This is a genomic window from Mangrovicoccus sp. HB161399 (assembly GCF_013184745.1).
Lineage (GTDB): Bacteria > Pseudomonadota > Alphaproteobacteria > Rhodobacterales > Rhodobacteraceae > Mangrovicoccus.
In genome coordinates this window covers 17558-40248 of sequence record NZ_JAATVU010000038.1, presented here as the reverse complement: position 1 = coordinate 40248, position 22691 = coordinate 17558, and the positions used below count along the sequence as shown (strand labels likewise).

General features: G+C 69.2%; 23 protein-coding genes. 8 read left to right on the top strand and 15 right to left on the bottom strand.

Annotation, left to right across the window (positions count from 1 at the left end):
- Positions 1–61 precede the first annotated feature (61 nt).
- Together HCC78_RS19605 and HCC78_RS19600 are read left to right on the top strand one after the other, a co-directional pair.
- Positions 62–367 (top strand): hypothetical protein, encoded by a 306-nt coding sequence (locus HCC78_RS19605; RefSeq protein WP_172330481.1) that lies wholly within the window; start codon positions 62–64, stop codon positions 365–367.
- Entirely contained in the window at positions 364–2094 is a 1731-nt protein-coding gene (locus HCC78_RS19600; RefSeq protein ID WP_172330480.1) for a methyl-accepting chemotaxis protein, read from the top strand. Before HCC78_RS19605 ends, HCC78_RS19600 begins: the two co-directional genes overlap by 4 nt.
- A 21-nt stretch (positions 2095–2115) precedes the next feature.
- Here the strand turns inward: HCC78_RS19600 and HCC78_RS19595 are convergent, their stop codons facing one another.
- Both HCC78_RS19595 and HCC78_RS19590 read right to left on the bottom strand, forming a co-directional pair.
- Positions 2116–2868, bottom strand: coding sequence for a phosphatidylcholine/phosphatidylserine synthase (locus HCC78_RS19595; RefSeq protein ID WP_172330479.1), 753 nt, complete (start codon positions 2866–2868; stop codon positions 2116–2118).
- Positions 2869–2871: 3 nt separating this feature from the next.
- Positions 2872–3537 carry a phosphatidylserine decarboxylase gene (locus tag HCC78_RS19590; RefSeq protein WP_172330493.1) on the bottom strand — a complete coding sequence of 222 codons (666 nt, stop codon included), beginning with the start codon at positions 3535–3537 and terminating at the stop codon, positions 2872–2874.
- Between the two features lie 157 nt (positions 3538–3694).
- On the opposite strand from HCC78_RS19590, the gene HCC78_RS19585 reads away from it, so the two are divergent.
- A complete protein-coding gene (locus tag HCC78_RS19585; RefSeq protein ID WP_172330478.1) occupies positions 3695–5335 on the top strand; it encodes a DNA polymerase Y family protein in 1641 nt (546 codons plus the stop codon).
- A gap of 440 nt (positions 5336–5775) precedes the next feature.
- Positions 5776–6123, top strand: a complete 348-nt coding sequence (locus HCC78_RS19580; protein WP_172330477.1) for a DUF2794 domain-containing protein — start codon at positions 5776–5778, stop codon at positions 6121–6123.
- Between the two features lie 21 nt (positions 6124–6144).
- On the opposite strand, the gene HCC78_RS19575 is transcribed toward HCC78_RS19580, so the two are convergent.
- The 3 genes from HCC78_RS19575 to HCC78_RS19565 all read right to left on the bottom strand — a co-directional run bounded on the left by HCC78_RS19575 (position 6145) and on the right by HCC78_RS19565 (position 8886).
- Entirely contained in the window at positions 6145–6927 is a 783-nt protein-coding gene (locus HCC78_RS19575; protein ID WP_172330476.1) for an NlpC/P60 family protein, read from the bottom strand.
- Positions 6917–8317 carry a M17 family metallopeptidase gene (locus HCC78_RS19570; protein ID WP_172330492.1) on the bottom strand — a complete coding sequence of 467 codons (1401 nt, stop codon included), beginning with the start codon at positions 8315–8317 and terminating at the stop codon, positions 6917–6919. Before HCC78_RS19570 ends, HCC78_RS19575 begins: the two co-directional genes overlap by 11 nt.
- A 206-nt stretch (positions 8318–8523) precedes the next feature.
- The gene (locus tag HCC78_RS19565; RefSeq protein ID WP_172330475.1) at positions 8524–8886 is read right to left on the bottom strand and encodes a hypothetical protein; all 363 of its coding nucleotides are present in this window, start codon (positions 8884–8886) and stop codon (positions 8524–8526) included.
- Between the two features lie 180 nt (positions 8887–9066).
- Here HCC78_RS19565 and HCC78_RS19560 point away from each other — a divergent pair, with 180 nt between their 5' ends.
- Positions 9067–9738, top strand: a complete 672-nt coding sequence (locus tag HCC78_RS19560; RefSeq protein WP_172330474.1) for a carbonic anhydrase — start codon at positions 9067–9069, stop codon at positions 9736–9738.
- 51 nt (positions 9739–9789) lie between these two features.
- On the opposite strand, the gene HCC78_RS19555 is transcribed toward HCC78_RS19560, so the two are convergent.
- The 6 genes from HCC78_RS19555 to HCC78_RS19530 all read right to left on the bottom strand — a co-directional run bounded on the left by HCC78_RS19555 (position 9790) and on the right by HCC78_RS19530 (position 14638).
- Complete coding sequence (locus tag HCC78_RS19555; RefSeq protein WP_172330473.1) at positions 9790–10917, bottom strand: dienelactone hydrolase family protein; 1128 nt, start codon at positions 10915–10917, stop codon at positions 9790–9792.
- Positions 10914–11888 (bottom strand): alpha/beta hydrolase, encoded by a 975-nt coding sequence (locus HCC78_RS19550; RefSeq protein WP_216671231.1) that lies wholly within the window; start codon positions 11886–11888, stop codon positions 10914–10916. Before HCC78_RS19550 ends, HCC78_RS19555 begins: the two co-directional genes overlap by 4 nt.
- 158 nt (positions 11889–12046) lie before the next feature.
- Positions 12047–12625: a hypothetical protein gene (locus HCC78_RS19545; protein WP_172330472.1), complete on the bottom strand. Its 579-nt coding sequence runs from the start codon at positions 12623–12625 to the stop codon at positions 12047–12049.
- Positions 12626–12711: 86 nt separating this feature from the next.
- Positions 12712–13734 carry an aspartate-semialdehyde dehydrogenase gene (locus HCC78_RS19540; protein WP_172330471.1) on the bottom strand — a complete coding sequence of 341 codons (1023 nt, stop codon included), beginning with the start codon at positions 13732–13734 and terminating at the stop codon, positions 12712–12714.
- 130 nt (positions 13735–13864) lie between these two features.
- Positions 13865–14164 carry an SH3 domain-containing protein gene (locus HCC78_RS19535; protein ID WP_172330470.1) on the bottom strand — a complete coding sequence of 100 codons (300 nt, stop codon included), beginning with the start codon at positions 14162–14164 and terminating at the stop codon, positions 13865–13867.
- 78 nt (positions 14165–14242) lie between these two features.
- Positions 14243–14638: a VOC family protein gene (locus HCC78_RS19530; RefSeq protein ID WP_172330469.1), complete on the bottom strand. Its 396-nt coding sequence runs from the start codon at positions 14636–14638 to the stop codon at positions 14243–14245.
- 78 nt (positions 14639–14716) lie between these two features.
- On the opposite strand from HCC78_RS19530, the gene HCC78_RS19525 reads away from it, so the two are divergent.
- Entirely contained in the window at positions 14717–15730 is a 1014-nt protein-coding gene (locus HCC78_RS19525) for an LLM class flavin-dependent oxidoreductase (RefSeq protein WP_172330468.1), read from the top strand.
- Positions 15731–15797: 67 nt separating this feature from the next.
- Here the strand turns inward: HCC78_RS19525 and HCC78_RS19520 are convergent, their stop codons facing one another.
- From HCC78_RS19520 to apbC, 4 genes are all read right to left on the bottom strand, one after another.
- Positions 15798–16937 carry a capsular biosynthesis protein gene (locus HCC78_RS19520; RefSeq protein ID WP_172330467.1) on the bottom strand — a complete coding sequence of 380 codons (1140 nt, stop codon included), beginning with the start codon at positions 16935–16937 and terminating at the stop codon, positions 15798–15800.
- 59 nt (positions 16938–16996) lie between these two features.
- Positions 16997–17662, bottom strand: a complete 666-nt coding sequence (locus tag HCC78_RS19515) for an NAD(P)H-binding protein (RefSeq protein ID WP_172330466.1) — start codon at positions 17660–17662, stop codon at positions 16997–16999.
- Between the two features lie 342 nt (positions 17663–18004).
- Entirely contained in the window at positions 18005–18934 is a 930-nt protein-coding gene (locus HCC78_RS19510; RefSeq protein WP_172330465.1) for a cation diffusion facilitator family transporter, read from the bottom strand.
- Between the two features lie 77 nt (positions 18935–19011).
- Positions 19012–20109, bottom strand: a complete 1098-nt coding sequence (gene apbC / locus HCC78_RS19505) for an iron-sulfur cluster carrier protein ApbC (protein WP_172330464.1) — start codon at positions 20107–20109, stop codon at positions 19012–19014.
- Positions 20110–20316: 207 nt separating this feature from the next.
- Here apbC and HCC78_RS19500 point away from each other — a divergent pair, with 207 nt between their 5' ends.
- Together HCC78_RS19500 and HCC78_RS19495 are read left to right on the top strand one after the other, a co-directional pair.
- Positions 20317–21822, top strand: coding sequence for a SulP family inorganic anion transporter (locus HCC78_RS19500; RefSeq protein ID WP_371743867.1), 1506 nt, complete (start codon positions 20317–20319; stop codon positions 21820–21822).
- A 1-nt stretch (position 21823) separates the two neighbouring features.
- On the top strand, positions 21824–22672 hold the full coding sequence (locus tag HCC78_RS19495) for a universal stress protein (RefSeq protein ID WP_172330463.1): 849 nt from the start codon (positions 21824–21826) through the stop codon (positions 22670–22672).
- Positions 22673–22691: the final 19 nt, after the last annotated feature.

Sequence of the window (22691 nt, the reverse complement as noted above, 5' to 3'; positions counted from 1 at the left end):
CGTTAATCCCGGTCTAAGGGTTGGTCGCGTACTGCTTCGCCCGGCTTTATCCGGAGGATGCATGCAGACCGGCCTGACATATCTGTGCCTGATCGCGACCATGGCGGCGACGCCGCTGCTGGCGCTCGTCATGTCGGCGCCCGCGGGCGAAGGTGCGCCGGTGCTGGTCGTGTCGGGCTCCGGCGCGGAAGCGCGGCTCAGGCTCGTCGCCGAGGCCGGGGGCTATCCGGTCGGTCCCGTCTCCGCTCCGATGGCCACGCTGGCGGCCTCCGACCAGCCCGGCTTTGCCGCCCGGCTGGAGGCGGCAGGGGCCTGGTTCGTGCTCGATGCCGCGTTCCTGTCCACGATCTGCGGAGCGAACTCTTGACCGGCACGCCCGCACCCGACGCCAGTTCCGACGACGCCCGCGGCCGCGGCGCCATCCGCCAGATCGCCTGGGGCGCCCTGGGGCTTGCCCCGCTGCCGCTGGTCTCGGCGATCGCGTCCGGCAACACGCTCCCGCCGATCCTGGCCGGGATCGGCATCTTCTCGGCCATGGCCCTGGCCGCGCCGCGGCTCGCGGCGGCAAACGGCCAGATCCTTGCCTCGACCGCGCTGATGGGGCAGATCATGGTGCTGACCGCCTCTCTGGCAGGGCATCCCTGGCAGGTCGACAGCCACATGGCCTTCTTCGCCGCGCTGGCCTGCCTGATGGTGCTGAACGATTTCCGGCCGATCCTGGCGGCGACCCTGCTGATCGTGGTCCACCATGTCTCTCTGGCGGTGCTCTTCCCCGCCCTGATCTACCCGCCCGCCGATTTCCTCCACAACGTGGAGCGCGTGCTGATCCACGGCGCGGCGGCGGGGATCGAGTCGGCCGTGCTGATCTATGCCGTGGTCGTGCGCAAGCGGATGGAGGCGCACCGCGCCGCCGACAGCGACCGCATCGCCGCCGCCAACGAGAAGACCGAAAGCAGCCTGCGCGAGGCGGAAGCGGCGCTGCAATCCGCCGAGACATCCAGCCGCGAGGCGCAGGAGGCCCAGGCCGCCGCGCAGCAGGCCGCCGAACAGGCCAAGAGCGAGATGGAGCGTGCCCGCGAGGCCGATGCCGCCGCCCGCGCCGCCGAGCAGCGCGAGACGGAACGCCAGGCCGAGACCAACCGCGCCCAGCAGGCCGTGGTCGACGCGCTGAAGACCGCGCTCAAGGAGCTGTCGGAACGCAAGCTCTACAGCCGCATCCCCGACCCTCTGCCGGAGGAATACGAGGAACTCCGGCTCGACTTCAACAGTGCGGCCGAGACCCTCGCCGGAGCGATGGCCGAGGTGCTCGAGCGGGCCGGCAGCATCGGCGTGCAGTCGAACGACATCTCCGGCGCCACGACCGACCTGGCCAAGCGGACCGAGACCCAGGCAAGCTCGCTGGCCGAGGTTTCGGCCACCGTCAGCCAGATCGCCCGCCAGGTGAAGGACGCCGCCCAGCTGGCGCAGACCGCGTCGGGCGAGGCGCGCGAGACCAGCAGCGATGCCCAGGCAAGCTCCGCGCTGGTCGGCGATGCTGTGGCCGCGATGGGCAAGATCGAGGAATCCTCGGGCAAGATCCATTCGATCATCGACACGATCGACGAAATTTCGTTCCAGACCAACCTGCTGGCGCTGAATGCCGGGGTCGAGGCCGCCCGCGCCGGCGAGGCGGGCCGCGGCTTCGCCGTGGTGGCCTCCGAGGTCCGGGCGCTGGCGCAGCGATCATCGGATGCCGCGCTGGAAATCAAGACCCTGATCGAGAACAGCACCCAGCTGGTGCAGAACGGCGTCGGGCTGGTGAACCGCACCGGCGAGTCGCTGCAGAGCGTGCGCAGCCGGATCGAGCAGATCTCGGACCGGATCCGGGAAATCACCGAATCCGCCATGCACCAGTCGACGAGCCTGGCCGAGATCGACACCACGCTGGGCGGCCTCGACCGGGTCACCCAGCAGAACGCGGCGATGTTTGAGGAGACCACCGCCTCCAACCAGGAGCTGCGCGGCCAGACCGAGGCGCTGCTGAAGATCATCAACACCTTCCTGCTCACGCAGGAGGACGGTGCCGTCCCGCAGCGGAAGGGCAGCGCCGCCTGAGGCAGCCCTGCCCGTCCAGGCTCAGCGCCGCGACCGGCGGCTCCGGGTGATCAGCGCCCAGAGCACCATGCCGATATAGGCCAGGCTCAGCAGGATCAGCATCTGCCAGGCATAGGTGGCCAGCGCCGCGCCGACGGCGGCCACCGCAACCAGGAAATACTTCACGTTCCCGCGCTGGATCCGCGTCGTCTTGAAGGACCAGGTCGGCAGCGAGCTGATCATAAGCAGCCCGACAACGATCAGCTGCAGGCTGATCAGCCAGGGCGGCACCACCGGTCCGTCGGCGAAGGCGAAGGAGACATAGAGCGGCAGCATCACCACCAGCGCCCCCGCGGGCGAGGGCACGCCCTCGAAATAGGCGCCGCCCAGCCCGCCGCCGGTCTTGCTGCCGACATTGAACCGCGCCAGCCGGAAGACGCAGCAGATCGAGAAGACCAGCACCGCGATCCAGCCGATGCCGCGGTAGTCCTGCAGCCCCCAGAAATACAGGGTCAGCGGCGTCGCCACGCCGAAATTGACGAAATCCGCCAGCGAGTCGAGCTCCGCCCCGATCTTGCTGGCCGATCCCAGCGCGCGCGCCAGACGCCCGTCGAGCCCGTCGAGGATCCCCGCCACGATGATCAGCTGCACCGCCAGCTCGTAATTGCCGTGGACCCCCGCCCGGATCGCGGTCAGCCCGGCGCAGATCGCCGTCACGGTCAGCATGTTCGGCAGCAGCAGGATCGGCGAGAAGGCCTGCCGCTCCTTGGCGGGGGGCTTGGGCGCGGTGGCCATGGCTCAGCTCTCCTCCAGCTCGGCGATGACCGTCTCGCCCGCAACCATGGTCTGGCCGAGGCTGACCAGCGGCTCCACCCCCGGCGGCAGGTAGACGTCGAGCCGCGAGCCGAAGCGGATCAGGCCGAAGCGCTCGCCGGTGGCCAGCCGCGCGCCGGGCTTGACGAAGCAGACGATGCGCCGCGCCACGAGGCCCGCGATCTGCACCACCGCCACCTCGCGCCCGTCCGCCATGCGGATGGCGAGGCTGTTGCGCTCGTTGTCCTTGCTGGCCTTGTCGAGCGAGGCGTTGAAGAACTTGCCCGGCCGGTAGGCCACGGCGGTGATCTCGCCCGCCACGGGCATCCGGTTCACATGGCAGTTGAACACGCTCATGAAGACGCTGACCCGGGTCAGCGGAGCGTCCGCCATCCCCAGCTCCGCCGGGGGCACGGCCGACTCGATCAGCGAGACGATGCCGTCGGCCGGGCTGACGACCAGGCCGGGGCGCTGCGGCGTCACCCGCTCGGGGTCGCGGAAGAAATAGTAGCACCAGACCGTCAGCCCGACGCCGATCCAGCCCAGCGGGTCCCAGATCAGGAACAGCACCACCGTGACGGCGGCGAAGATCGCCACGAAGCGGCGCCCCTCCGGGTGCATCGGCTTGATGAATGTGTCGCGCATCCGCATCGGCGGCAGTCCCCTTCTTGTCATTCGCGACACAGTCATAGGGAGATTGGCGGAAGGCACAAGGGCGGCGCCCGCGCCGGCGCGCCGGAAGACTCGACTCTGCCGTCCGACTCCCGCTAGATGAGAACATAAATGGAACATCCGTGCTGCCACACCGATGCCTGCCAAACGCGTTCTCTCGCTCTGGTTCCCCCGGATGGGGGCCGAACGGTGCCTGCGCCTCGAAAGGGGAACGCTCATGGCGCCGCTCGTCGTGCTGTGCGAGCGGAATGGCGCGCAGGTGATCTCCAGCCTGTCCGAAGAGGCCTCGGCGGCCGGGCTGCGCCCCGGCCAGCCGCTGCGCGACGCGATGGCGATGTGCCCGCAGCTTGTGACACGGCCGCAGCGGCCGCAGGCCGAGGCCGCCTTCCTGGCCGGGCTGCGCCGCTGGGCGGGCAAGTTCTCGCCCTGGGTGGGCGAGCTGCCGCCGGACGGGCTGGTGCTCGACATTACCGGCTGCGCGCATCTCTTCGGCGGCGAGGAAGGCCTGGCCGCGCAGGCCGCCTCGGATTGCGAGGGGCTGCGGCTGACGGTGCGCGCCGCGATTGCCGACACGCCGGGCGCCGCCTGGGCGCTGGCACGCCATGGCGGCACCCGCCCGGCGCGGCTGCGCAGCGGCGACGCGATCGACCAGGAGGCCCGAGCCACCCGCTCGCGCGCGGCGCGGCGCCATCCGGGCGGGCCTGCCCCGGCGCTGCTGCAGGGCGCCGCCCTTGCCATCGCGCCGCCCGGCGGCGCAATCGGGGCGATCTCCGGACTGCCGGTCGCCGCGCTCAGGCTCGATCCGCAGGATGCCGAGGCGCTGGCGCGGCTCGGGCTGCGGCAGATCGGCGACCTGGCGGGGATGCCGCGCGCCGCGCTGGCCCGGCGCTTCGGGCGGCAGGTCGGGCTGCGGCTGGACCAGGCGCTCGGCATGGTGCCCGAGCCGGTCTCGCCCGTCCGCCCCGAGGAGGTCTTCGCCCTGCGGCTGACCCTGCCCGAGCCGATCGGGCTGCTCGAAGACCTGGAGGCCGGGCTCGACCGGCTGCTGCCGCCGCTCTGCGCCAGGCTCGCCCGCGCCGGCCGCGGCGCCCGGCGGATCCGGCTGCAGGCCTTCCGCGCCGATGGCGGGTTCGGCGAGATCGAGGCCGGGCTCGCCCGCCCCTCGGCAGAGCCGGAGCGGATCCGGACGCTGCTGTCGCTGAAGCTGCCGGAGATCGAGGCCGGGTTCGGCATCGACGGGCTGCGGCTGGAGGCGCATGTGACCGAGCCCGTCCATGCCCGCCAGACCCGCGGCCACATGGACGCCGCCCGCGATGCGGCCGAGCGGCTGGCGCGCGGGCCGGGGCTCGACGACCTGATCGGGCGGCTCGGCGCGCGGATCGGGATGGAGGCGCTGACCCGGCTCCATCCCGCGGAAAGCCACATCCCCGAGAAGACCGCCAAGGCGATGACCGCCGCCTGGTCGGAGCCCGCCCGCAGCTGGCCGCCCGCGCCGACGCCGCGGCCGCTGACTATGTGGCGCCCCGAGCCGGTCCATGCCCCGGAGCGGCCGCGGCTGGAGGGGCCGTTCCGCTGGCGGCGGCGCAGCTGGGTCCCTGCCCATGCCCGCGGCCCCGAGCGGATCGCGCCGGAATGGTGGCTGGACGATCCGGCCTGGCGCAGCGGCACCCGCGACTACTGGGAGGTGACGACCGCGGACGGGGTGCGGCTGTGGCTGTTCTTCGCCCATGGCGGCGCGCTTTCGCCCGGCTGGTTCTGCCAGGGCAGCTTCGACTGAGGCCGCGCGGAAGCCCGCATTCGAGACAATTCCGGAAAAATCACCGCTTGCGAAAATCTAATTCATAAATAAAAATGGGAATGCGTCGGCGGGACACGACCCTGCCGCGGACGGTTTGCCTCGATGTGCGTGCGGTGGGGGCTGCAAGACAACGCATCGGGGCAAACCGCCAAAATCTCTCTTGAATATGGGACGGTTCCGGAGCTCGGACACTGCCGCGGCGACGCTGCGCTGCCGAGTATGGCGCGTCCGGCACCGGCTGCTTGGGGGCATGATCACCGGCGCCGGACTGGGCGGTGACCCGCCTGCCGCGCAGGCTGGCACGCGAATGAGGCGGTTTCGGGAACGAAGCAGGGCAGGATTGCGGCATCCCCGCCGCGCGCCCCCGGAGCGCCAATCAACCGCTTGATTTGCAACCGCGCCACGCCCAAGATGCCTCAATGAGCTTGCACCCTTCCCCGTTCCCGGCTTCCGGGGTAGCCCCCGATGCCGTTGCTTTCCAGCGAGACGAACTGTCCGTCATCCTGACGCTCTACGGTCGCATGGTCGCCGCGGGCGAATGGCGCGACTACGGCATCAGCACGCTGCGCGACCGCGCGGTGTTCTCGGTCTTCCGCCGCACCGCGGAGCACCCGCTCTACCGCATCGAGAAGCAGCCGAAGCTGCGCAACCGCCAAGGGATGTATTCGGTCACGGCAATGGACGGGCAGGTGCTGAAGCGCGGCCATGACCTGCGCCAGGTGCTGCGCGTGCTGGAGCGCAAGCTGATCCGCCCGGTCGACGACTGAGCGACGGAGCGGAGCGCCCGCTCAGCTCGCCTTGAAAAGGTTGATCCGGCGGCGCCCGATCACGTCGCCGCCGCCCTGGTCCTTGATCCGCTTGATCCCGGCCCCGAGATTCTCGATCGCCACGGCCATGTGATGGGCATTGGCATGGATCATACGGTCCGGCCCGCTGACCCAGGCGACATGCCCCTTCCAGAACAGCAGGTCGCCGCGGCGGAGCTCGGCGGCCGCGTCCAGCTCGTCGCCGAGCGCATCGCGCTGCTCGCCGCTGTCGCCGGGGCATTGCAGCCCGCAGGCCAGCGCCGAGACCTGGACGAGACCCGAGCAGTCGATCCCGAGCCGGCTGTTGCCGCCCCAGAGATAGGGCGTGCCGATGAACATCTCGGCCACCGCGACCGGGTCGGAAAAGCGGCGGTTGGCCAGCCTGCAATGCACCGACGGGACGTAGCCGCCGGTCAGCAGCGGCAGGAAGGGGCCGGGCTTCGCGCTTTCCGCCGAAAGCCGCGCGCCGAAGGACAGGGTCATCAGCTCGGGCGACTTGATGTCCGGCTCGGAATAGACATGGGTCGCCAGCGCCGAGACCCGGTGGCTCAGCGGCTTCGGATCGCCGAGATCCGCGCGCGCCATCATGCCCTTGTAGCCGTCGCGCACCGCCTCGATTGCCAGATGGTCGCCCTTGTTGCGCAGGATCTTCACCGTCTCGCCGAACAGCAGCTGGCGCAGCCGCGCGCCGCCGGGCTTGTCGCGGATATCCGCAACCGGCACGGCGACATTGAGGATTTCCGGCGGCTTCTTCTTAAACAGCATCTTGCCCGTCCAATCCCAGGACCCCGGGGAGCGCCGCGAAGAGCGCCCGGGCGCCCTGCCCGGCCCCGCCGAGCGGACGGGCCGGTGCCGCCGAGGGCTGCCAGCCGTAGATGTCGAAATGGGTGTAGTCCTTCGCGCCGCCCGCGAAGCGGCGCAGGAACAGCGCCGCGGTGATCGACCCGGCGAAGCCGCCCTTCGGCGCGTTGTCGAGATCGGCGATGCCCGGCTCGATCATCGTTTCGTAGGGCGCGTGGAAGGGCATGCGCCAGACCGGGTCACGCACCTCCGCCCCGGCGGCGGACAGCGCCGCCGCGAAGCTGTCGGAGCCGGTGTAGAACGGCGCCAGGTCCGGGCCGACCGCGACCCGCGCGGCGCCGGTCAGCGTCGCCATCGACACCATCAGATCGGGGCTTTCCTCGCCGCCATAGGCCAGCGCATCCGCCAGCACCAGCCGCCCTTCGGCATCGGTGTTGTTGATCTCCACGGTCAGCCCGGCGCGCGAGGTCAGCACGTCGCCCGGACGGAAGGCCGAGCCGCCCACCGCGTTCTCGGCCACCGGCAGCAGCACGCGCAGCTTCACCGGCATGCCCGTCGCCATGATCATGTGGGCGAGCCCCAGCACCGTCGCCGCGCCGCCCATGTCCTTCTTCATCAGCGCCATCGAGGAGGACGGCTTGAGATCGAGCCCGCCGGTGTCGAAGACGATGCCCTTGCCGACCAGCGTCAGCGACGGGCCCGAGCCGCCCCAGCGGATGTCGATCAGGCGCGGCGTGCGGTCAGAGGCCCGGCCGACCGCATGGATCATCGGGAAGTTGCGTTCGAGCAGCGTGTCGCCCTCGATCACCTCGATCGAGGCGCCATGTTCGGCGGCCAGCGCCTCGGCGGCCGCCTGCAGCTCCGCCGGACCCAGCAGGTTCGACGGCGTGTTGATCAGCTGCCGCGTCAGGCATTCGCCCGCGGCGATGGCCGCGATCCGCGCCGCGTCGACGCCCTCGGGCGGCACCAGAGACGGCATTTTCGGCGGCTCGGCCCCGGATTTCAGCGTATGGCTGTAACCTGCCAGAAGCCAGGCCAGCGCGGCTTCGCCGGCGGCCGCCGGATCGAGCGGCGTCGCGATCTTCCAGGCGCCCGCGGGCAGCCGCGGCACGGCCTGGGCGACGGCGAACCGGCTGCGCTCCGCCAGGGCCTTCGCCCCGAGGCCGAGTACGGCCGACCCGACCCCGCCATCGCCGGGCAGCAGGAGCAGCTCGCCCTGCGCAGCCTTGAACCCGGCGGCAGAGGCCCAGGCGGCGGCATCGGGCGGCAACGTGCCGGTGAAATCGGAAAGGTCTTCGGCAAAGACGAGATGCAGGGGACGCGCGGCGTCCTGCGCTGCGGCGAAGGTGGCCATCGGCAGATCTGGCAAGGAGAAACCTCACGGGACTTGGGTCTTGGCCCCACTCTATCGGCTGGCCTTCCCCCCGCAAGCCCTAACCGCGCCGCGAAACGGCAAGGGCGGCCCGAGGGCCGCCCGCTTGCCGTGCCTGCCAGTCCCGCGGCTGCGGCACCGTCCCCGCCGCGGGCGCTTGCGCGCCCGCCGCGATCCATGCCGGGAGATCAGAGCATCATGCCCTGCGGGTCCCAGATTGCGGTCAGCGACTTGTCGCCCATCCGCGTCAGCCGCGCCAGCGTCGCGGAAAAGCCCGCCAGATCGCCGTTGCGCACGCAGTCGGCCACGGCACGGGCGACATTGCCCAGTCCCGCCAGGCCGATCTGGTCGGCCTTAGGCGCGATGCGCTCGGCGATCTCGCGCACGTCGTCGAACCGCGCGCGGCGGCCCAGCTTCTCGATGCGCACCAGCTGGATGGTCAGTTCCTCCATCGTGTCGCACAGCACATTCTCGGCGCCGATCTCGCCCAGCGTGCGGTACAAATCGGCAAGCTTGCGCGGTTCGAAGCGGACAGCTTCGTCGAACTTCATGGAAATAACGGCCACAGACATAACCCCGTCGAAGATAGAACGCCCCCACAGCGTGCAGCCCTTCTAGCGTCGGCAGCCTCAAGAAACCGTTTCAGCAAAGCGGCAATCTCCGTGGATTTTCCGCTAAAATTTCGGATCATTCATGGTTATTAAGCGGCAGACGCAGCGTGGAGACCGATCATGGATGTACCCAGCCAGCAGCTTGCAAAGATCAGCAAGCTTCCGTCCTATCTCAGCGAAAGATACCATGGCTGGCGCGCCACGGATCACCAGGAGAACAAGGCCTGGTACCGCCGACTGGCCGAAGAGGGCCAGCGCCCGCGCACCATGGTGATCTCCTGCTCGGACAGCCGGGTCCACGTGACGAATCTGTTCGGCGCGGGCCCGGGCGAGTTCTTCATGCACCGCAACGTGGCCAACCTGATTCCCCCCTTCGAGCCCGACGGCCAGCATCACGGCACCTCGGCCTGCATCGAGTATGCCGTCACCGCGCTGAAGGTGTCGAACCTGATCGTGATGGGCCATTCCCATTGCGGTGGCGCGGCCGGCTGCAAGGAGATGTGCCAGGGCCACGCGCCCGAGCTCGACGTCAAGGAGAGCATGCTGGGCCGCTGGCTCGACGTGCTGCGCCCGGGCTACGAGCGGGTGAAGGAGATCGACGACCCTGAGGACCTGCGCATCGCCATGGAGAAGCAGACCGTCGTCGTCTCGCTGGAAAACCTGATGACCTTCCCCTTCGTGCACGAGGCGCTGGACAACGAAATGCTCTCGGTGCACGGGCTCTACATGGACATCGGGTCGGGCACGCTCAGCCAGTACGACCCGGAATCCGGCGAGTTCGGCAGCATTTAGCTGCCCCGGAGCCGGCCGGAACCGGAGGGAAACGGCCCCTCCGGCACATGATCAGCGGAACGCCGCATCGAGCCAGTCGAAGGCGGCGTCCTGCATGTCGGCGGTGAAGGTATGGCCCTTGCCCTCCCAGATCCGCGTGGTCAGCGCGGCGTCGTCGCCGAACGCGTCCCAGACCCCGTGCATCTTGGCGAAGGCCGCCTCCACCGAGGCCACCGGGAAAAGCGGATCCTCGGCCCCGGCATGGACCAGCATCGGCTTCGGTGCGGCCAGCGCGGCGACATCCGGGTAGTCCATCAGCTGCGGCAGGCCGGGATGCAGCATGTAGTACGCGGACTGCCCCTTCAGCTGGTTGTTGCCCGGCACCATCAGCCCCTCGTACGTCCCCATCCAGCAATTCGCGACCGCCGCCTTGATGTGCGGCGAGAGCGCGGCGACCTGCCAGGCGCGGAAGGCGCCCATCGAGAATCCCACTGCCGCGACCCGCCCGGGATCGGTCTCGGGCTGGCCGGACAGGAACTCGGCCGCGCGCATGTCCTCCAGCGCCATCAGACCTGCCAGGGAGGAGCCGAGGTTGAACAGGTTCGCCGCCAGCGCCTGCTGCGCCTCGTAGCCGTTGCCCTCCCGGTCGCCCCAGCCGAGCCCGTCCGTGGCCAGCACGACATAGCCGCGCTTCGCCAGTTCCTCGCCCGGATAACGGCCGGAGAAATACTTGCCCGCCCATTCCTCGGCCGAGGCCGCACGGACCTCGTCATACCAGGGCGAAACCCATTTCTCCTTGCCGATGTCGAAGCGCGCGCCGTGGTCATGCAGCATCAGCGCAGAGGGGAACGGCCCCTCGCCCTTCGGCACCAGCAGGATCGCGGCGGTGCGGCTTTCGTCGGTGACGTTGAAGGCGACGCGGCGGGCGATGTAGCTGCCGCGGTCCACCTCGTCGATCACCTCCGGCGCGAAGGGCGCCTCCGCCTCGTAGGGCAGCATCAGGGGGGACGCCGCCGCCATGGCCCGCTCGTGCCATTCTGCCGGGTCGCCGCCCTGATAGGCCAGCGGATAGGTCAGCCGCGCCTTCAGCGCCTGGTAGAAGACCGGCAGGTTCTTTTCGTCGACGATCTGCGTTTCGTAGCCGCCTGCCGCCGCCGTGGTTGCCGCGCCCATCGCAAGCGCCATGATCAGCCCCCTCATTGCGTGTTCTCCGCCATGCCGATCGCGCCGAGCCAGTCCGACAGCAGCGCGGGCCACTCGCCCACCGGCTTCTCGCCTGCCGCCCGGATGCCGAACCCGTGGCCGCCGTCGCGGAAGATGTGCAACTCCGCCGGCACGCCCGCCCTGTGCAGCGCCATGTAGAAGCGGATGGAGTTCTCGGCATCGACCGACGGATCGTCATCGGCATGAAGCAGGAAGGTCTGCGGCGTCTGCGCGGTGACATGCTGCTCCGGCGACCAGGCGGCGATCTGCTCCGGCGCGGGGTCTGCACCCAGCAGCGCCTCGCGCGATCCCTCGTGGACCGGGCCGTCCTCCATGGTCATCACCGGATAGACCAGCGCGACGAAATCCGGCCGCGCCGAGACCGAGGCCTCGTCATCGCCGAGATCGTAGACTTCGCGGTCATACATGGTGGCGATGGCCCCGCCGAGATGGCCTGCCGCCGAAAAGCCGAGGAAGCCGACCTTCGCCGGATCGAGCCCCCATTCCGCGGCATGGCTGCGCACCATCCGCACCGCGCGCTGCGCATCGGCGAGCGGCGCCTCGGTGGCGTTCTCGTGCCCTTCACCGGGCAGGCGGTAGCTGAGCAGGAAGGTCGTGATGCCCCGGGGCGCCAGCGCCCTGGCGATCTCGATCCCCTCCTTGTCGAGCACCACCCTGCGGTAGCTGCCGCCGGGCGCGACGATCATCGACACGCCGCTGGGGTTCTCCGGCAGGAAGACGGTCAGGCTGGGATCGGCGATGCCCATCAGCGCCCGGTCGGCGCGGTAGAGGCTTTTCGAACGCTCGGCGATCACCTGCTCCAGACCGGCAGGCGCGCCGGGCGCGCGGCCGCCCCAGAGGCTCAGGGTCGCTTCGTGGGTCAGCGGCTCGGCCATGGCAGGCACTCCGGTCGACAGACAGACGGCAAGGGCGATGAAGCGCCCGCAGGCGCGCACGGTTTCGGACACAGCCGGTTTCCTCCCAGAATTTCCGTTGTTTTGGCCCAGTCTGGGGCCCGTTCCGGCCTGGGGCAAGGATTCTTCTCTGCTAATATGCTAGTTGATCAAATTGCCGCAGAATGACGGCAGATCCCGGAGCGGGAGGCCGCGACGCGCGGAAGCGGAGATCAGAAGGAGACGCGCAGCCCCACTGCAACGGCGTTGGAGCCGGTGTCGAACGGCGCGAAGATGAACCCGTCGGAGCGGTGGTGGATGCGCAGGAAAGGCGCCGCGCGCCAGGAGGGCCTGCCGAATTCCAGCTCCATCAGCCAGTAGGGCAGCACCTGCTGGCTCTGGCCCTTGCGCTCCTCCTCCAGTTCCGGCGGCTCGCTGGCGATGGACACGCCCAGGCCGAAGGCCGCGCCCTGCCAGGGGATCACCGGATCGGCAAAGCGGTAGCGCACCGTGGCGGGCAGGTTCACCGCGACATGGTTGCTGACGCCCTCGTGGGCGACCAGCTGCGCCTCCCAGCCGACCCTGAGCCCGCCCCAGCCGGCGGGGCGGTCGCGCGACCAGGCCAGCCCGTAGAGCCGCGAACCGGCCCAGTCGATATCCTGCGGGGAATAGGCGATTGTGCCGTAATCGCCCCAGGTCATGCGCCCGGCGAAGACCGACAGCGCGGAGCGCCACTCTTCCGCCCCGGCCGGAGCGGCCGCAGCGAGACACCCCGCCAGGAGCGCAACCGCCCCGCCCTGCCTGCATGACATCGCAGCACCCTTTCAAACGCAACCGGGCCGGAGCGTACCCGCTCCGGCCCGGCAAACCAGCTGCTTCGGGGCCGCAGCCCCGGAAATCAGGCCTTCTTGAGAACGCGGTTGCCCAGCGTCTCGGCAATCTGCACGGCATTCAGGGCCGCGCCCTTGCGCAGGTTGTCGGAGACGCACCAGATGTTCAGGCCGTTCTCGATCGTCGAATCCTGGCGGATGCGGCTGATGAAGGTGGCGTAGTCGCCGACGCATTCGACCGGGGTGACGTAGCCGCCGGCCTCGCGCTTGTCGACGACCATGATGCCCGGCGCCTCGCGCAGGATCTCGCGGGCCTCGTCCTCGTCGAGGAAGTCCTCGAACTCGATGTTGATCGATTCCGAATGGCCGACGAAGACCGGGACGCGGACGCAGGTGGCCGTGACCTTGATGTTCTTGTCGACGATCTTCTTCGTCTCCGCGACCATCTTCCACTCTTCCTTGGTGGAGCCGTCCTCGAGGAAGACGTCGATATGCGGGATCACGTTGAAGGCGATCTGCTTGGGATAGACCGTCGGCTCGACCTCCTGGCCGGGAACGTACATGCCCTTGGTCTGGTTCCACAGCTCGTCGATGGCTTCCTTGCCGGAGCCGGAGACCGACTGGTAGGTCGAGACCACGACGCGCTTGATCTTGGCGCGGTCATGCAGCGGCTTGAGCGCCACCACCATCTGCGCCGTCGAGCAGTTCGGGTTCGCGATGATGTTCTTGTTCTTGTACTCGTGGACCGCTTCCGGGTTCACTTCCGGCACGACCAGCGGCACGAGCGGGTCGTAGCGGTAGAGCGAGGAGTTGTCGATCACGACGCAGCCCGCGGCAGCCGCCTTCGGCGCGTAGACCTTCGTCGCGTCGGAACCGATCGCGAACAGCGCGATGTCCCAGCCCGCGAAGTCGAACTGCTCCAGGTCCTGGGTCTTCAGTGTCTTGTCGCCAAAGCTCACCTCGGTGCCCAGCGACCGGCGCGATGCCAGCGCTGCGATCTCGTCAACGGGGAACTGGCGCTCGGCCAGGATGTTGAGCATCTCGCGACCCACGTTGCCCGTGGCGCCGCAGACGACGACTTTGTAGCCCATTTCGGGTTTCTCCTTGGTTCGACGGGGGCCGCATACAGAAAACTGCGGCAAATAGAAAGGGGGCGCGGGAATCCCGCCCCCTGCATGGCCGGAAACTTTCCGGAAATTGCCGTCCGGCGCCGTCCCCGCGTCAGAGCTTGCGGATATAGGCCTCGGAGACGTAGCCGGTCAGCCCGCGCGCCCGGTCGAGCGACACCTTGCACCAGCGCGTGCCGCCGGTCTGCTCGCAGCTGGCCAGACGCACCACCGTGCCGTTCGGCAGGCCGACGATGATGTTGTAGCCGGTGCCGGGACCCGCGCGCATCTTGAGCATGTCCTCGCCCTCGACGCCGTAGACCTCGTAACGGCCGCGCGGTTCCGCCGTGGCCGGGCCGGACAGCGCGCCGCCCAGCATGCTTGCCGCAAGAGCGGCCAGGATTGCCCTGTGCATTGCTTTCTCCTGCTCTTGTTCTTCTGCCTCGCGCGGAGTGTACCGCGCGGAGGCCGCGAAATGAACAGGAGATGCGCCTCAGCCGAAGCGGCCCGAGCGTTCCAGCACCTCGATCTGGTAGCCGTCCGGATCGGCCACGAAGAAGAACCGCGCCACCCTGGTGCCCGCCGGAGCGAATTCCACCAGCTTGCGCGGCGCCAGGCCTTCCGCCTCGAACCGGGCGTGTTCCGCATCCAGATCGGCCACCGACACGGCCAGATGGCCATAGCCGTCGCCCAGATCGTATGGCTCGGCCCGGCCCTTGTTGACGGTCAGCTCCAGCTCGAAGCCGGTCTCGGGATTGGACATGTAGACCAGCGTGAACTCGGGGAAATCCAGCCGGTCGGCGATCTCCAGGCCGAAGGCCGTCCGGTAGAACGCCACCGAGCGCGCTTCGTCGAGCACCCGGATCATGCTGTGGATCATCTTTGCCATCTCGGCCTCCTTGCCCTTTCGGGGTTCCATCTGTCCGCCAGCTACCTATGTCGGAAGGGAACAGATGACGAGGCCCCCATGCTCCCCTATTCGCTTCTCGACCTCTCGCCGATCCCGCAGGGCGCCACACCGGCCGACGCGCTGCGCAACACCGTCGACCTGGCGCAGCATGCCGAAGCGCTCGGCTTCACCCGTTACTGGCTGGCCGAGCACCACAATTCCACCGGCATCGCCTCGGCCGCGACCGCGGTCGTGATCGGCCAGGTGGCCGCGCATACCTCTACGATCCGCGTGGGCGCCGGCGGCATCATGCTGCCCAACCACTCGCCGCTGGTGATCGCCGAGCAGTTCGGCACGCTGGCGACGCTGTTTCCGGGGCGCATCGATCTCGGGCTCGGCCGCGCGCCCGGCACCGACCAGCTGACCGCGCGCGCGCTGCGCCGCGGCGCCGACCGCTCGGAACAGTTCCCGAACGACGTGGTGGAGCTGATGGGCTACCTGCGCGACCCGGAGCCGGGGCAGAAGATCGTCGCCGTGCCGGGCGCGGGCACCGAGGTGCCGGTCTGGATGCTCGGCAGCTCGCTCTTCGGCGCGCAGCTGGCCGCGCATCTCGGCCTGCCCTACGCCTTCGCCAGCCATTTCGCCCCCGACGCGCTGGAAGACGCGATCTCGGTCTACCGCGCCTCCTTCCGCCCCGGCGCGATCCAGAGCCCGCATTTCATGCTGGCGGTCAACATCTTCGCTGCCGATACCGACGCGGAAGGCGCGCGCATCCGCACCTCGATGCAGCAGGGCTTCATCAACCTGCGCAAGGGTGCCGCGGGCCCGCTGCCCCGCCCGGTCGACGATCTGGCTACGGTGGCCAGCGAGCCGGAGATCCGCATGGCCAACCACCAGCTGCGCATCTCGGTGGTGGGGTCCAAGGCCACGGTCAAGGACCGGCTGCGCGGGCTGATCGAGATTCTGGAGCCGGACGAGATCATCCTGACCGGACATATCCACGACCACCAGGCGCGCAAGCGGTCCTTCGAGATCGGCGCCGAGGTCATGCGCGAGCTGGGCGCAGAGGCCGGAACCCGCGAGGCCTGCTGACAGCCTGACCTGGCGCCGGTCCGCACGCCGCTCCAGCGGACGGCACGCCACCGGTCTGCACGCCGCCTCAGCGGCGGCGTGACGCCAGCGCGGCCTCGATCTTCGGCAGGACCTTTTCCGGGGCGACGCCGACCTTGCCGTCCTCGCGGATGACTTCCGGGTAGTAGACCCGGTCGAGATAGTTCATGAACGCGTCCCGCGCTGCGGCGTCATAGCCCAGCGCGGCCGGATCGGAGAACACCCTCCACAGCGCCGACATGCTGTCCACCGGCGTCACCAGCTCCGGCATGCGGAAGAAGCATTCGCCCAGCACCACCACCGGCTTGTCGTACCAGAAGGTCTGCAAGCCCACCGAGGAATTCAGCGTCACCACCGCGCGGCTCGCGGCAACCTGCTGGAACGTGTCGGTGGAGTTGTCGATGACGATCTTGCCGGGCTGCGCGGCGGCTGCCTGCTCCAGGAAGTCGGTCAGCGGGATCTTGGAGCTGGGGTGCTCCTTGAAGCGCAGGTGCCAGCCCTCGGGCAGCGCCTCGGCGGCAACCTCCAGAAGGTCGATGAAGCGGTTGATGTTCTTCACCCAGCCGCCGAACATCTTGATCTGGGTGTCGTCCGGCACCTGCAGCGGGCAGAAGATGTAGGGCGTCTCGGCCAGATCCGCCGTCGCGTCGGTCTGGCCGACATCGCTGCGCTTCTTGGCCTTGCGGGACACGAGGATGTCCTTAAGCGCGCGCCAGCCCCCGCCATGACCGTCCGCGGCATCCGCCCAATCGCGGTAGAACCCGATTTCGCGCGCCAGCCCGTTCACCTGGTTCACGCCGACCTCGTCCACCGTGACCCGTCCGGGAAAGGGCGCACGTTCCATATAGATATGCGGCGTCCCGGTATCCTTGGCGGCCGACATGAAGGCCCGACGCGTGCCGGTCAGCCCGTTCCAGGCCACCGCCACCGCTTCGGGATCGCTCTCGAATCTCTGCCGGAACCAGTTGTACTGCACGGCATAGAGCTTCGATTTCAGTGCCCGGGTGTTCTTCGAGCGCGGCTGGTGCTTGGCATGCTTCAGCGACTCCGCCGAACGGTCCGCCGTCTCGGCATAGTCGGAAAAACGCCAGCGCACCTTGGAGACGCAGGAGACCTCGCCGCCCATCGCGCAGACCGAGGCCAACATCCTGTCGATTTCGGGATCGCCATCCTTGAGATAGTAGAACATAGCCGGTCTCCGCACTTTTCCTCCGGGGGTTAGCAGGCGGCAGCCGAATTGGCAAAGCCTCAGGCGGCGCGGCTGCGCCCGACCGCCGCCACCGCCTGATCGGCAGGCACATCGCCGTCGGTCAGTTCCAGGATCTCGCGCCGGATCTGCGGCGCGCCGACCAGCGCCGCCAGCACCTGCGCCACGTTCCCGCGCGCCGCCGGGCCGTAGGGCAGCGCCGCACCGAGGCTGACCCTGCCGTCGCCCTCCTCGTGCAGGAGCGTGCCGGGCCGCAGGATCACCCAGTCGAGCCCGCTCGCCGCCAGCGCCGCGTCGGCCGCCTTCTTGGTCCGCATGTAGAGCTCGAACCCCTCCTTCGGCTCCTTGCCGCGGCCCGCCTCGGGGAAGGCCGAGACCAGGTAGATGCGGCGCGGCCCGTTGCGGCGCGCCGCCTCGATCAGCTTCAGCGGCCCGTCGCCGTCGATGGTGCGGGTGCGTTCCGGCCCGCTGCCCGCTGCACCGGCGGAGAAGACCGCCACGTCATGGCCCGCCATCGCGGCCGCCATGGCATCCGCCGTCATCTCCGTCAGGTCGCCCGCAACCGGGGCAACGCCCGCGGCGCGCAGCGCCGCCGCCTGTCCGGGATCGCGGTGCAGCCCCGAAACCTGGTGCCCCCCGGCCACGAGCAGCGGACAGAGGCGGCGGCCGACGCCGCCGGTGGCGCCGATGACGAAGATGCGGGACATGGGAAAACTCCTTGCGTCAGGTCCGGAAGGCAAAATGCCCGGCCCCGGGCCGGAGTTCCAGCCGCAGGCCCTGCAAAGCGTGCAAGGACGCTCCAAGGCAGCCTGACGCCATGCCGGACACTAGCGGGAACCTTGACCCGGCGGCAGCCGGGCTCCGAACGGCAGGACCGGTTCCTGCACCGGCGCCGCGCGGCAGCCGGACCGCCGTCCGGCAGGCGGTCCCGCAGCCATGCCCGGCCGCACACGCCCCTGCGGCCTGGCCGCTACGCCGCCGCCGGGTCCGCTTGCGCCAGCCGGATCAAGCTCCGCCCCCGCCCCGGACCAGCGGCGGGCGCACCAGCGTCAGTGGCCCCAGATCCGTGCATCGCGGCAGGCATGGCCCGCGCTTTCCAGCTCGATCGTGCCATGGCCGATGCCATGTGCCGCCTTCAGCCGCCGGCGCACGTCGTGCTTGATCAGGTCGGCCCGGTCCCAGGCACCCTCCTGCACGACGACATGCAGGTCGAGCGAGGCCCCCCGCTCGTCCATCAGCCAAAGATGCGCGTGATGCACGCCCGCGACGCCGTCGGTGCCGCGCACCGTGTCCAGCACCTCGCCCGCATCCATCTGCGGCGGGCTGCCCAGCATCAGGATGCGGATGACGCCGCCGACCTCGGCGAAGCTCATCCACAGCATGTAGCCCGCGATGCCCAGCGTCACCAGCGGGTCGACGATCCACCAGTCGAAGAGGATCACCAGGCTGCCCGCGACGATCACCGCAATCGAGCCAAGCGCGTCCACGACATTGTGGAGGAAGGCCGCGCGGATGTTCATGCTGTCCTTCGACATCGAATAGGTCAGCGCCGCGGTCACCAAGTCGATGGCCAGCGCGATGCCCGCCACGATCACCACCGCCCAGCCGGCCACCGGCTCGGGCGAGAAGAAGCGCATCACCGCCTCGTAGGCCAGGAACAGCCCCAGGACGATCAGAGTGGTATAGTTGACAAGGGCGGCCACCACCTCGGCACGGGCATAGCCGAAGGTCATCGCCTCGTCCGCCGGGCGCCGCGCGATCTTGCGCGCCGCGAAGGCGATGACCAGCGCCATCGCGTCCGACAGGTTGTGCAGCGCATCGGCAATCAGCGCGAGGCTGCCCGAGAGCACCCCGCCGATCACCTGCGCGACGGTCAGCGCGATGTTCACGCCCACGGCCAGCATGACGCGGGCATCGCCGGCCGCCGGATCTACATGGGTGTGATGCCCGCGGCCGTCGCCGTGATGGTCGTGCGGCATGCCCGCCTCCTGTCGCTGCGCTGTGCTCCTCCGGCGGGACCGGAGGTTCGTTGGTTTCCGGGGATGACGTCCCGCGCTCAGGCGGTGGCGGGCTCCTTCGCCATCTGCTCCAGCACGCCGCGCGCGATGGCACGGTAGGCCTGCGCATGGGCGCTGTCGGGCTCGCTGGCCACGACCGGCGTGCCGGCATCGGCATTGCGGCGGATGTCCATGTGCAGCGGGATCTCGCCGAGGAACGGAATGCCGAGCTTGGCAGCTTCCTCGCGCGCGCCGCCATGGCCGAAGATGTCCGAGCGGTCGCCGCAGGACGGGCAGAGGAAATAGCTCATGTTCTCGATGATGCCGAGCACCGGCACCTCCACCTTGCGGAACATGTTCAGCCCCTTGCGGGCGTCGATCAGCGCGATGTCCTGCGGGGTGGAGACGATCACCGCCCCGGCCAGCGGCACGGACTGGCAGAGCGTCAGCTGCGCGTCGCCGGTGCCGGGCGGCATGTCGACCACCAGCACGTCGAGCGGACCCCAGTCGACCTCGCGCATCATCTGGGTCAGGGCCGACATCACCATCGGGCCGCGCCAGACCATCGGCGCCGCCTCGTCCACGAGGAAGCCCATCGACATGACCTGCAGACCCTGCGCCTCGATCGGCTTCATCCGCTGGCCGACCGACTCGGGCCGCATGGTGGAGCCCAGCATCCGCGGCAGCGACGGGCCGTAGATGTCGGCATCGAGGATGCCGACGCGCTTGCCCTCGGCCTTCAGCGCCAGCGCCAGGTTGACGGAGGTAGTGGACTTGCCGACTCCGCCCTTGCCGGAGGCAACCGCGATCACCGCGCCGACATTGGCGATCGGCGCCTTCGGCTTCAGCCCGCCATGGGGCGGCGCCTTCTTCGGCTTCAGGCTGGGCATTTCCGGCGGCTTCGCATTCGGGTCGCGCTCGGCGGTCAGCACCGCGGTCACGCCGGAAATGCCGGGAATCTCGGCGACGACCTGCTCGGCGGCCTGGCGCATCGGCTCCAGCTCGCGGGCGCGCGCGGCGGGCACCTTGATGACGAAGGTCACCCGGTCGCCGCGGATCGACAGCCCCTCGATCATGCCAAGCGAGACGAGGTCGCCCTGCTTGTCGGGCCCCGTGACAAGGGCGAGCTTGGCTTTGACGTCTGCTTCGGTCACCATCGGAGCTTCTCCTTTCACCCCTTCCGCGCGGGCGGAAGGCAAACCAGTCTGTTTTACTAGGATAATGCGCCCGTCCCGCCCGGGGCACAAGGGCGGGGGCCGCCGCGGGCCGCGTGGAATTGGCACGGTGGCATATTTGGGTCGCATTCCGCGGCCCGTTTGCGCTAAAGCGGCAGCGTTTGAAGAACAGGAAGTGAGGTGTAGCCCGTGACCGCATCGGTATTCGACAATCTGCGGCAGGACTGGCTGGGCAATGTCCGCGCCGACCTGCTGGCCGGGCTGGTGGTGGCCCTGGCGCTGATCCCCGAGGCGATCGCCTTCTCGATCATCGCCGGCGTCGACCCCAAGGTCGGGCTCTACGCCTCCTTCTGCATTGCCGTGGTGACGGCCATCGCGGGCGGGCGGCCCGGCATGATCTCGGCCGCCACCGCCGCCACTGCCGTGCTGATGGTGACGCTGGTGCGCGACCACGGGCTGGAATACCTGCTGGCCGCCTCGGTGCTGGCCGGCGTGATCCAGGTGGGCCTGGGCGCGCTGAAGCTGGGCCAGGTGATGCGCTTCGTGTCGCGCTCGGTGATGACCGGCTTCGTCAACGCGCTGGCAATCCTGATCTTCCTGGCGCAGATCCCCGAGATGAACCCGGCCACGCCGGGGGTGAACTGGCTGACCTACGTGATGATCGCGGGCGGGCTGGCGATCATCTACCTCTTCCCGCGGATCACCACCGCCGTGCCCTCGCCGCTGGTCAACATCATCGTGCTGACCGCGCTGGCCATGGGGCTGGGGCTCGACGTGCGCACCGTGGGCGACATGGGACAGCTGCCCGACAGCCTGCCGGTCTTCCTGATCCCGGACATCCCGGTGAGCCTGGAGACCATCTTCATCATCCTTCCCGTATCCGCCGCGATCGCAGTGGTGGGCCTCCTGGAAAGCCTGATGACCGCGCAGCTGGTCGACGACCTGACCGACACGAAATCCGACAAGAACCGCGAATGCGTGGGCCAGGGCCTGGCCAACATCGCCTCGGGCTTCATCGGCGGGATGGCGGGCTGCGCCATGATCGGCCAGTCGATGATCAACGTGAAATCCGGCGGCCGCGGGCGGCTGAGCTGCTTCGTCGCGGGCGTCTTCCTGCTGATCCTGGTGGTGATCCTCGGCGACGTGCTGGTCTCGAAGATCCCGATGCCCGCGCTCGTCGCGATCATGATCATGGTCTCGATCGGCACCTTCTCCTGGTCCTCGATCAAGTCGCTGAAGGAGCATCCGACCTCGTCTTCGGCGGTGATGCTTGCGACCGTCGCGGTGACCGTGGCGACGCACAACCTGGCCTATGGCGTGCTCACCGGCGTGCTGCTGTCGGGCATCTTCTTCGCCGCCAAGATCGCCCAGCTCTTCCGCGTGGAAAGCGTGCTGTCGGACGACGGCCGGACCCGGACCTACCGTTTCCAGGGCCAGATCTTCTTCGCCTCGGCCAATGCCTTCGCGCAGAGCTTCGACCATGGCGAGGCGCTGGAAAAGGTGGTCATCGACGTGTCGCAGGCCCATATCTGGGACATTTCCTCGGTCCAGGCGCTGGACATGGCGGTGCTGAAATTCCGCCGCGACGGCGCCGAGGTCGAAATCGTCGGCATGAACAAGGCCTCCGAGACCATCGTGGACCAGCTGGCGGTCCATGATAAACCGGGCGCCATGGAAGACCTGCTGGGGCATTGAGATGAGCAAACTGATCGCGCTGGTGGACGGATCCACCTATTCCGAAAGCGTCTGCGACCTCGCGGCCTGGGCAGCCGAACGCATCAAGGCCGGGGTCACGGCCGTGCACGTGATGGGCCACCGCCAGGGGGTGAAACAGGACCTGTCGGGCAATATCGGCCTCGGCGCGCGCACCCAGCTGCTGGAGGAACTGGCCGAGCTGGACGCGGCCAAGGCCAAGCTCGCGCAGAAGCGCGGGCGGGCGATCCTGGAGGACGCCATGACCCGCATCGAGCATGCCGGGATCGGCGACGTGGAGGTCCGGCTGCGCTCGGGCGACCTCGTCGAGGCGATCACCGAGCTGGAGGGCGGCGCCGACTACGTGCTGATCGGCAAGCGCGGCGAGGCGGCGGACTATGCCAAGCTGCACCTTGGCTCGAATTTCGAGCGCGTGGCGCGGTCCTCGACCAAGCCGATCATCGTCGCCTCGCGCGCCTTCAAGCCGATCTCCAAGGTGATGATCGCCTTCGACGGCAAGCCGGCCTCGCTGAAGGCGGTTGACCATGCGATGCGCGACCCGATCTTCGCCGGGCTGGATTTCCAGGTGATCATGGCCGGGACCGAGTCCGTCGAGGGCCGCCGCCGGCTGGACGGCGCGCTGGCGATGCTGCGCGGCGCGGGCCATGCCGCCGAGGGCGACATCCTGCCCGGCGCCCCGGACGAGGTGATCGCCCGCGAGATCGAGGCGCGCGGCGCCGACCTTCTGGTGATGGGCGCGTACGGCCATTCCCGCATCCGCGGGCTGCTCCTGGGCTCCACCACCTCCGAACTGGTGCGCAGCTGCCATGTGCCTGTTCTGCTGATCCGCTGACGGAGAGGGGGAGAGGGCC